This is a genomic window from Hallella faecis (assembly GCF_018789675.1).
GTDB lineage: Bacteria > Bacteroidota > Bacteroidia > Bacteroidales > Bacteroidaceae > Prevotella > Prevotella faecis.
The window spans coordinates 1-10,510 of the sequence record NZ_JAHKBE010000069.1 but is presented as its reverse complement, the minus strand read 5'-3'; the positions used below and the strand labels follow the sequence as shown (position 1 = coordinate 10,510).

The 10,510-nt window shown below is 46.7% G+C and carries 6 protein-coding genes, 1 tRNA gene and 1 pseudogene; 3 read left to right on the top strand and 5 right to left on the bottom strand.

Annotated elements, in window-relative coordinates; translation table 11 throughout:
- Nucleotides 1-178 precede the first annotated feature (178 nt).
- The 5 genes from rny to KM934_RS11540 form a co-directional block, all read right to left on the bottom strand.
- Nucleotides 179-1,711 carry a ribonuclease Y gene (rny, locus tag KM934_RS11560; RefSeq protein WP_215760757.1) on the bottom strand — a complete coding sequence of 511 codons (1,533 nt, stop codon included), beginning with the start codon at nucleotides 1,709-1,711 and terminating at the stop codon, nucleotides 179-181.
- A gap of 53 nt (nucleotides 1,712-1,764) precedes the next feature.
- Complete coding sequence (locus KM934_RS11555; protein ID WP_215760756.1) at nucleotides 1,765-2,070, bottom strand: cell division protein ZapA; 306 nt, start codon at nucleotides 2,068-2,070, stop codon at nucleotides 1,765-1,767.
- Between the two features lie 9 nt (nucleotides 2,071-2,079).
- On the bottom strand, nucleotides 2,080-2,376 hold the full coding sequence (locus KM934_RS11550; protein ID WP_215760755.1) for a hypothetical protein: 297 nt from the start codon (nucleotides 2,374-2,376) through the stop codon (nucleotides 2,080-2,082).
- 496 nt (nucleotides 2,377-2,872) lie between these two features.
- Nucleotides 2,873-3,472 carry a hypothetical protein gene (locus KM934_RS11545; protein ID WP_215760754.1) on the bottom strand — a complete coding sequence of 200 codons (600 nt, stop codon included), beginning with the start codon at nucleotides 3,470-3,472 and terminating at the stop codon, nucleotides 2,873-2,875.
- 110 nt (nucleotides 3,473-3,582) lie between these two features.
- Nucleotides 3,583-4,248, bottom strand: coding sequence for a ParA family protein (locus KM934_RS11540; protein WP_215760753.1), 666 nt, complete (start codon nucleotides 4,246-4,248; stop codon nucleotides 3,583-3,585).
- 4,510 nt (nucleotides 4,249-8,758) lie between these two features.
- On the opposite strand from KM934_RS11540, the gene KM934_RS11535 reads away from it, so the two are divergent.
- The 3 genes and pseudogenes from KM934_RS11535 to KM934_RS13195 all read left to right on the top strand — a co-directional run.
- A tRNA-Ser gene (locus KM934_RS11535) sits at nucleotides 8,759-8,843 on the top strand.
- A gap of 374 nt (nucleotides 8,844-9,217) precedes the next feature.
- Complete coding sequence (locus tag KM934_RS11530; RefSeq protein WP_215760752.1) at nucleotides 9,218-9,985, top strand: type IV toxin-antitoxin system AbiEi family antitoxin domain-containing protein; 768 nt, start codon at nucleotides 9,218-9,220, stop codon at nucleotides 9,983-9,985.
- Nucleotides 9,975-10,100, top strand: a pseudogene (locus tag KM934_RS13195) (nucleotidyl transferase AbiEii/AbiGii toxin family protein); the annotation flags it as partial. The gene KM934_RS11530 and the pseudogene KM934_RS13195, both read left to right, overlap by 11 nt.
- Nucleotides 10,101-10,510: the final 410 nt, after the last annotated feature.

Sequence of the window (10,510 nt, the reverse complement as noted above, 5' to 3'; positions counted from 1 at the left end):
CCACCCCGCGAAAGCCAAACCCTCCCACCCCGCGAAAGCCATTTTCGGGCGCATATTTGCGCCCGTCAAGAACCCTCCAAGCGCCCGCCAAGCCCCGCACCCCCACAAAAAAAGCGCCTCCCGGCAAGCCTGTCATCCAGGCCTCCGTGAGGCGCTTTGTTATAGCTATGTAGAAGCCTTACTTGGCGTAGGCCACCGATCGTGTCTCTCGGATCACGGTGATCTTCACCTGTCCGGGGTAAGTCATCTCGTTCTGGATCTTCTCAGCGATCTCAGAGCTGAGCTTTGTGCTCTCGTCGTCGTTCATCTTATCGGCACCCACGATGACGCGCAGCTCGCGACCCGCCTGGATGGCGTAGGTCTTGGTAACGCCGGGGTAGCTCATGGCGATGGCCTCAAGGTCGTTGAGACGCTTGATGTAAGCCTCCACGATCTCGCGACGGGCACCGGGACGGGCACCAGAGATGGCGTCGCACACCTGCACGATAGGAGCCAGCAGGGTGGCCATCTCCACCTCGTCGTGGTGGGCGGCGATAGCGTTCACGATATCAGGTTTCTCCTTATATTTCTCAGCGATCTTAGCACCGAGCAGAGCGTGCGGCAGCTCACTCTCCTCATCGGGCACCTTACCGATATCGTGGAGCAGTCCGGCGCGCTTAGCCTTCTTCGGGTTCAGTCCGAGCTCGGCGGCCATCACAGAGCAGAGGTTAGCGGTCTCGCGGGCGTGCTGCAAGAGGTTCTGTCCGTAGGATGAGCGATACTTCATCTTTCCCACGATGCGGATGAGCTCAGGGTGCAGACCGTGGATGCCGAGGTCGATGGCGGTGCGCTTACCGGTCTCGATGATCTCGTTGTCGAGTTGCTTCTTCACCTTGGCCACCACCTCTTCGATGCGTGCGGGGTGGATGCGACCGTCGGCCACGAGCTGGTGGAGCGCCAGGCGGCACACCTCACGACGCACGGGGTCGAAGGCCGAGATGATAATCGACTCGGGCGTGTCGTCGACGACGATCTCGGTGCCTGTGGCGGCCTCGAGGGCGCGAATGTTACGACCCTCACGACCGATGATGCGGCCCTTCACCTCATCGTTGTCGATATGGAACACGCTGACGGAGTTTTCGATGGCGGTCTCCGTGGCCACGCGCTGGATGGTCTGTATGACGATCTTACGTGCCTGTTGGTTGGCGTCGAGCTTAGCCTGGTCCACAATCTCGTTGATGTAGCTTGCGGCGTCCATCTTTGCCTTGTCCTTCATGCTCTCCACGAGGCGGTTCTTAGCCTCCTCGGCCGAGAGGCCCGAGAGTTCCTCGAGCTTGGCGCGCTCCTGCTCCTGCATCTTCTCGAGGTCGGCCTGCTTCAGGGCGAGCAGTTTCTTCTCGTTCTCGATGCGCTGCTGCGCCTGGTCGTTCTCCTGCTTGCGGCGTCCGAGTTCCTCCTGGCGCTGGTTGAGCTGCAGCTCACGTTGCTTGAGCTTGTTCTCGCTCTGCTGGATCTTCTGGTTGCGCTGCTGCACCTCCTTCTCCAGCTCGCTTTTCTTGTTGAGGAACTTCTCCTTCACCTCGAGGAGTTTCTTCTCCTTAATAACATCGGCCTCCTTCTGGGCCTTCTCCATCATATCTCTGTATTTCCCGTCGAGGAGATGGCGAGAAACAAGATAACCCGCCACGACGATAACCAAAGCGACGATGGCGGTTACGATTATTGTTGTCATGAATTTATGGTTGTTAATTGATGTTTCATATTCTCACGTCATCGTTGGCGCGCTCATTTTTCCTTCAGCACGGCCTCGATCTCAGAAGTCAGCTTGGTGAGAATATCATCGTAGGGTTTGGTGTCATTGCGCTTGAGCTCTTTCTGCAGCCTCAAGCCAAGGTCGATCATGGCGAAATAGGTGATCTCCTTGTCGCCCTTCATGCCTTTGAAATTGGAAAAATAGGCATTGAGGAGCTCGTTGATGAGTTCCGCGTCCTTACGGTACAGCGGCTCCTCATCGCGCGGAACCCGCACCATGATATCGGTGTCATAGATATGCAACCGTATGTTGATTTTATTCTGATCTGCTTCTGCCATCACTACCTGTTACTGTTGTTCACTGAGCAGCGTGATACACTTGTCGACGTCTCGTATGAGCTTGTTCACCTTGCGCTTGGCGGTGTCGAGGTCGGTGTCGCTCACCTCGAGCATGCGAGCCGTCTTCAACGACTTGTAATCGTTCTGGAGTTGGCGCACCTCAGCCTGCAGGCGCCTGATCTCGGCGTCGCGCTCGTCGACCATGGCGTACAGTTCGCCGTTCTCCTTCACCACGTCGTGATACTGGAGAATCATCTGTCTGACGCGTGTGGCGAATGTATCTATGATCTTCTCGTTGGCATCCATTACGATACAATTTTCTGCAAAATTAAAACATTATCCTGAATAATCCAAATGTTTCACACGAATAAGATGCCGAAAATAATTGTTTTTCGGGTAGTTATTGAAGGAACGGCCCCCACAGAAGGCCCGCCCACCGCTTGCCACGGGAAGCGCCCTTCCTGTCCCAAGCGCGCCCAGCGCCCGCCTTCTCATCCAGCCCCGAACACGAGCGCCTGCATCCAACTTCCACACCTGCGAAAGCCATTTTCGGGCGCATATTTGCGCCCGTCTGCCTATCCAGCCACAGGAAACGCCCTTCCTGTCCCAAGCACCCCGAGCGCCCGCCTTCTCATCCAGCCCCGAACGCCCGAGCGTCTGCATCCAGCTTCGCCACCTGTGAAAGCCATTTTCGGGCGCATATTTGCGCCCGTCTCCAGTTTCAAGCCGCGCCTCCTATGAGTCGCCTCCAGCTCCAAGCCGCTTGCTTGTGCCAGCCAGCCTGGAGCGCCTGTGTCAGCCCTTAGATCAGCCGTCCCGAGAACATCACTTTCTTAATGTCCTCCTCATGGTCGAAGATGAAGCGTGCCACGATAGAGCTCAGGATGGCCGAGGTGGAGAGCTTCTCCGGTCCACAATACTTCATTCTGTCGAGCACGTTCTTCAGCGACTCGTCGATATAGATCGTGGCCAACTTGCCACCACCGTCCTTATACTGCTTCGCCATGTCGAGGAACAGATCCCATGAGTCGCGCGAGTCATCCTTCACGATGGTGTATTCCTTCATCGTGTTCTCCTTCGGGCGACGACCACGGGGAGCGCGCTCGGGCTGTGCGGGAGCGGCTTGCTGCACCTGTGCCTGCGGCGCCTGTTGTGTCGGCTGTGCGGGAGCGGCCTGTTGCGTCTGCGTCTGTGCCTGCGGAGCCTGCTGCACCGGCTGCTCTGCCGCCACCTCGTTGTTCTCGTTCTCGGATGTATATGAATTGTCGTCGTTCTCGTCGTTGAGCTTCGTCACGTCCACCTGAGCCTTCATGGCAGGCTCAGCCGTACCGTTCTGCAACGTGTGCACCAGTCCTTGGATGCCGCCTGGCAGCACGACGCGTGTCTTTTGTTTGTTTGCCATAAGTATGATAGTGAAATTTTTGTAAATATGATGATTATCTTTCCTTCCTTCTCCCGCCGTTACAGCGCCGGGGCAAGCCATGCCGCCTCACCACGATGGCGAGTCGTTGGTTACTCCTTCATGCGTCGAATCATGAAGTCGAAGGCGGGCTTCACCGCCTCACGCTGCGCCGCCGTGATCTCCACCGTGTTGATACGCTTCAGTGCGGCGCGTGCCGTGATGCGCGGCGTGACGGCGCCCAACTGCTTGAAGATAGCATCGGTCTGCTTCCACATGTCGAGTTCGTTCTTCGTACCGATACGCACGTCGATGCGGTTAGGCACAAAAAACAGTTTCGCCGTCATCTCCGGTGTGTGCTGTCGCAGTGCGTTGATCACCTGCACGAACGTACCCGTGGAGTCGAGCGTCTTCTCCTCGTACTCATACGGACACACGATGAAGTCGGCGTTGGTGAACATCGGCACCAGTCCGTCCTCCGACACGTTACCCGGCGAGTCGAACAGCACATAGCCCTCGGTGTTCGACGCCGAGTCCATCAACTGCTGCATGGTCTCTGGGTCCTGCACATCGAAGTCCTGCACCACGTAAGGCTCCTCTTGTCCTTCATAGAGCTCCATATCTTTTCGTCGCTGCATCTTAATGGTTTTCTGCAGGTCGGTATCGATCACACACACATCCTGTTTTTTCCAGGCCAGATAGTTAGCGAAGAGTATGCACAGCGTCGATTTTCCCACGCCACCCTTCTGATTGGCAAAAATAATCTTCCTATTCTTCATGATCCTCAATTGCTTATTATAATAAATCGGTGAAAGGAAAGGGGAACCGCAGAGCAATACCCCCTTGAGCCCTAACGAACCCTGCTGAGCCCCAAAGCCCCCAAAAAGAGCCATAAAGACCGCCGAGCCCCAAAGCTCCCTCCAAAAAGAGCTTTAACGAACCCCCAGAGCCGTAAAGACCCCCAGAGCCCTCTTGTTCTGCGAAAAGCATTTCTGGCGCATATTTGCGCCAGCCACCCGCCAGTTTGGCCAGCCACCCGCCAGTTACGCGAGCCTCGTGCCTTCCCGCCTCTTGCGCCCTTCCGAGCATTTTTGATGCGCCAGCGAGCCTCTTCTGCAGCCCTTCCGAGCGTCCTTTGCAAAAGCCCCTGTGGCGAGGCCGAAACAGCCTCTTTCCCGATTACCCTGCAAATATACACATTATTATTTATCTACGCAAACAAATCTTTATTTTTTAGCTTTTTAATTTATTCCTTTATTCATTCTTACATATCTTTATGCTTTTATTTTTCTATACTAATATTTCTTTGCATCCATATTCTTTTATTTTAATGTTTTTCGGTTTATTTATGCTTATGTTTCTTTATTTCTTTATTTGCATATTTGTTTATTTGTATATACTCATCGCCTTTTATTCTTTTATTTGTTTATATGTTTATTCATCGTATATAATTATTTATTTTCATAGGTCTTTATTTATTTATATATATGAAGGTTTTGAAGTGTTCAATATTTATTTATACATTAAAATACCAACAACCAAAATCGCGGCAACCAACAACCAATCTTCAAACCTTATAGAACCGTAACCGCATCTCATACACAAGAGAAGTCCACCACCTCATCGCGAGGCTAACCACATCCCGCGCGTCTCAAACTGCCAAACAGCAAGCCAAAACCCCAAAAACGCCCCAAAAAGCCATCATTTCCCCCGAAACAGCTCATACCAACCAACCATCAGGCATCCGAATACACAAAAAAACTTCATCTGGCATCCTAAAACGCCCTGACACACAAAAACTAACAACAACAAAAACATCTCATTACCCTCCATCATTATTTATTTATATATATGTTTGTTTAATTAAAGATATCGTAACAACCTAAATATTAATACATTATAGCTTCCATAATCTTCCCTCAAAAAATACCGGGCGCATATTTGCGTCCATTTCGTGGTTTCCAACCACACAAAACGTTTCTTCCGTTAAACGCGAGGATATGCGCACCCGAGGGGTCATAAGCTCATATTCCAGGGCATAGCCCAGGATGGCCTTTGGGTTTTACAAACGCCATAAAAGGACAAAAGCATTGAATAGAAAGCCGCTGCCCTTACAGAGTCTGTTGCCTATCGCTACGATCCTTTCAGCGCTTTCAGTCAACCCATATCTCATCTATGCATTTCCATATCTCATCTATGGAATTAACAGAAGAACCCCCCAAAAAAAAGAACTCAACAACCATTTATATATATAATAAAACAAAAACACATTTATTTATTTAACCGCATTTAGCGGGTCCAAATTCAAAATAACCGATTATCTAAACATAATTATTGATTTGTTTCTTTATATATTTATTTGCTTGGATAGGCATTTATCCATTCTTTTATTTATTTGTTTTGATAACATAATATTTGTTAATGTATTTATTCTGTTATTCTTATCTATATTTATTTGTTTATGCTTTTATTCTTGCACTTATTTCTTTATTTGTGTCTATATATGTTTATGCACAAGAAAGAAAATATAGCCATTATTTATTTCTTTATTTTGTTATTCATATATATAGTTCATTAAAAAGATAAAAGGATAAACAAACAAAAATACAAAGAAACATGCCAAACGGCGACAAAAACATGAAAAGAACTCCTCGCTTTACGATTTCCACGACGCTGAAATTGCAAACTTCAGACCCGCCCTTCATTGAGCAAGCAACCCTCTGAACCACATTTCTCTTACGCATCTCACATGAATCGCACCCAAAAACACAAGTGAAATGAACAAAACGTATCGTAAAACGTATCGCAAAACGATAGTACCTACGAAGATAAAAACACTCGATATTCGAAGTTCCACAAACGCATAAAGACACCAAGAGCCACACACAATGAACTGGAGAAAACATAGAAGCCCTCTTATAAAACCACATAATCTCATAAGAACGTTAGCAAAGAAATACCTAAGCAGCTTAACCACCCTACCCTAAACCATCGTTTTTCTATTCCTCATAACAACATGGCTTACCAAAAGGCAACGCTGCTTAGTAATCAGATGATCAACAAACCAACATTTTACTATGACGAAAAAGCCAAAACCCAGATTATATTTCCTCACTCTTCACAAAGCGCATCCCTCTCCCACCCCACTCCAAAATCTCAAAAATCATCATAAGCTCCATCATAGCTCTATCTTAACACCGCAAAAACACCGCGAGAACACCCCTTAAACCGCACATCCCCCTACTCTCCGAAAAAAAACGCTTCTCGAACCACCCAAAAATCAGATAACCGCCTATCCTTCAGCACAATAACAAAAAAACTAATGACAATATAAACCATACAACCAGAAAGTGAAACGCAGAAAACCATCCAGAAAGCTTCCTCATGTAAAGAGAGGTATGCGAAAAGAAAACCTTCATAGAACCTTTCTCATTTCAATCGGGGTATGCGAAAAGAAGTTCGGTCGCATATTTGCGATCGTCCCAGAGTCACCCCCTTTCCTTAGCAACAGAAGCCTGCCCCCCCTACCCTCCTACCATAGATAGGATAACCAAACAGAGGTACAAACCACGAGCTAAACCGAAAAAACAAGAGCAAAAAAGGAAGAAGGGCAAACCCATGCATAAACGTACTAAAAACGAAACAAAACGAAAAAAGAAAATAAAAATTACAACCTGTATGCTTTTTTCATCTTTATTAAAGCACACACACAAAAGAAACACCTACTTCTTCTCTTTCATAAATGGCCAGCGAAGCCGTCAAAATGACCCATTAACCTGCAAAACATGCCTAATGGCGTTGCGAAACATGCCAAACCGAGGCACGAAAGATGCCTAACCGAGACACGATACATGCCCAATCGTAACACGAAAGATGCCCTTTCGCAATGCCAAACATGCCTAATCGCGAAACGTATTTATTTATATGGGTATTTCTATGTATTTTGCTTTATTTATATATGCATTTTATTGTTTTTATGTTTGTTTATATATTTACACATAGAAAGTAAGTGTAAAGATAGATGATAATAAAAAACAAAACGAACAAGCATGATGGCAAAAGAAGACTCACAAACAGTAAGATGAGCAATAATGAGCCTTCTCATAAGAAATTTTTGCATAAAGCGTTCACTGATAAGCCTTTACGCAAAGAAATGTTTGAAAAGCACATAACGCCAAAACGCTTACGCTAAGAAATGATCCGGAAAGCAGTGAGAAACGGTGGGGTAGGGTAGGGCGGCTCCGCAAACATCATAAAAAAGAAAAGAGAAAAAGAAAAAAGAGAATTTTATCAAAGAGTTAGATATCTTTAGTAAATCATTAGTTTATCATGATATTAGTAGGGGCCTCCTAACCCGCTGATTATCAACCGCTCCAAAGCCCAACTGACGACAAATTAGTAACATGGTGCGACAAATGGGGAACATCGCTGCGACAAATTAGTAAGGTAGTTGCGACAAATTAGTAACATGTTTCGGCAAGCGTCGACAAATTGGGAATATGACGGCGACGAATAGGGAGAATGATTTTGTTTATGTGATTATTATATTACGAAAACAGGGCGTTTTGTGTTCTTTTAGCGTTCGATCACTTGTCCGTGCTTCAAATAACACGTTTTTAACCACCTCTACAAACGTCACAAAACCAAGTGTTTACACGTTTGTGCGACAAATTGGTAACTATCTTTGTTGGGCTTTTCCTGTCTTTTGCGACAAATTGGTAGGTTGCTGAATATCGGTTACAAAACACCAATGTCGCAGCGCTACCCAACCTGCTACCTGTTTGATTGCGAGGAATGTGGAGTGGGAAATGAGGTATGGGTCCTCATGAGGGTAAATGGTTTAATGTGAAGTGGTTAGGATGAAACAGTCGGGTAGGGCAAGCACTACCGTCGTGGTTGTAGACTGGTGCGTTGCGCATCGGTCCCAGAGCGTTCCTTTCGATTTGTGGGGCTTTGCCGAGTGGCATGGGCGTTTCTGTTCAAAAGGAAAAGAACGAGGCGCCTTCTGACTGTCATCATTACCGATGGGGCTTCACCGAGCATCGTGTTTTTGATAAAGGCAGCCCTCATGGCCAACTCATCATTCCGCACTCCCCATCCCCGCATGGCACCCTCAGAAACCGCCTTTTGGGGCCTTAATCCGCCTTTTTTCGTCTTTGGAGCAAAAAAGTTAGGGAAAAATTTGGAGGAACCAACAAAAAGCCCTACCTTTGCACCCGCAAAAGCAATAAGGCATCGTCCTTATGTTTAGCACGGCAATATGCCTTCCATGACTTGCATAGCAAGTAAGGAGAGATGGCAGAGTGGTCGATTGCACCGGTCTTGAAAACCGGCGTACTGAGAGGTACCGGGGGTTCGAATCCCTCTCTCTCCGCAACAGAGTCCTGTAAGTCGAAAGATTTACAGGACTTTTATTTAATGGTCTATTTTCTTAAATGACCCCAAATATAGGCTTACCCGATAAACATTGTGGAATATTGATTACAACCAGTTAGGGAAGCCTTTACCTTTATCTTTTATTATGTTGTACACGGATAGCACACACGAATTTTTGAGCCATAAACGAACGTTGTGGGGAAAATCCGATTGGGAGAAAACTTGTGATGATGGAGGAAAGTTCTTTGGTTGGTAATTATGCATCAAAATATACTTTTGGTTTATTTCAAGGCTTTTTTTCTAACTCGTTTCTTGCAAGGAAGAATAAAAATATCTATCTTTGCAGTTAAATATTTAGCTTTGCAATAAACTATGAGTGTATTATACGGAACAAAAATAAACCAACTGCTTGCCAATACCGCACCGACAGGGCTGTTATTTGCTGACTGTCTGAAGAAGAAAGGCTATTCAGTCCAACTGCAAAAGAAATACAGAGACTCTGGATGGCTGACAGCTATATGCAAAGGTGTGATGTGTCGCACTGGTGCCCGTTTGAATGCTTATGATGCCATAGCGTCATATAACAAACAGATGGGTGGCACCCTCAGAGTGGCTGCAATGTCTGCCTTGGAATATACGGGGTTCAACCATTATGTACCAATGGGAAAGCCTGTTCTGATGGTGGCAGCACCAACGTTCAAGACACCATTATGGATGCAAAGTGATGTCTATGACGCTACCTTCCGGGTGTTTCACACAAATGCCTTCTCGTATACAGAGACAATAGAAAGAGTTACGGACAGTGGCACGTTATATGTTTCTTCTCCAGAACAAGCGTTCTTGGAGAGTCTAATCTTGGCTCCAAAGTCATACAGCTACATGGATCTGTACTATGTTATGGAGCAACTGACCACCCTACGTTCTGATGTTGTACAGCACTTGTTGGAAACTTTGGACAACAACAGAGTAAAGAGGATGTTTCTGTATATGGCTGAAAAGGCAGGTCATTTTTGGTTCGAAGAACTGCATCCCGAAAAGATAGATGTCGGGACTGGGAAAATCCAAGCTGCTACCAATGGTACATTTAATCGTAAATATAACATGACTATTCCAAAAGATTTAGAAGAATATGAGGGATAAGTACAAGAAGCAGGTCGCATTATTGATAAGAATTATGCCGTCTGTATATCGTATCAAGGAATTTGCCGTGCATGGTGGAACAGCCATTAATCTGTTCCGCAAGAATTTGCCACGGTAGCCCTGATTGGAGTCTGTGTAGTGCCGGTGATTTGTCCAAATATCCTTCTGTCCATTGAAAATTGCTCAATATCAGAAATCTGAAGGAGCATAACATTCAAAAATATGAGCAGGGAATTAAAAAGTTGAAAGACTTCTTATTTCCCAAATAGATTGAGTTATCGAGGCTGAGTCAAAACTAATAAAATGTGAAGAAAAGGCTAAACGTAGGAGGTGCGGGCATTCCTGCCCGCACCACTGCAGACAGCCGTAACTAACTGACTTTCTTGCTGCAATGCCGCAGGAATGAATGCCCGCGGCTCCTACAGTTTGCATTGCAGTTTATGCATATTTCATCATTTTATTACTTTTGAACTTTACCTTTGCATTATCAGATATTAATTATAAAAAGTTCATCTCTGATTCAGC

Excerpts from the sequence above, each read along its gene's own strand:
- KM934_RS11530 (WP_215760752.1), top strand. The coding sequence starts at position 9,218 with ATGAGTGTATTATACGGAACAAAAATAAACCAACTGCTTGCCAATACC.
- KM934_RS11545 (WP_215760754.1), bottom strand. The coding sequence starts at position 3,472 with ATGGCAAACAAACAAAAGACACGCGTCGTGCTGCCAGGCGGCATCCAA.
- KM934_RS11540 (WP_215760753.1), bottom strand. The coding sequence starts at position 4,248 with ATGAAGAATAGGAAGATTATTTTTGCCAATCAGAAGGGTGGCGTGGGA.
- KM934_RS11550 (WP_215760755.1), bottom strand. The coding sequence starts at position 2,376 with ATGGATGCCAACGAGAAGATCATAGATACATTCGCCACACGCGTCAGA.
- rny (WP_215760757.1), bottom strand. The coding sequence starts at position 1,711 with ATGACAACAATAATCGTAACCGCCATCGTCGCTTTGGTTATCGTCGTG.
- KM934_RS11555 (WP_215760756.1), bottom strand. The coding sequence starts at position 2,070 with ATGGCAGAAGCAGATCAGAATAAAATCAACATACGGTTGCATATCTAT.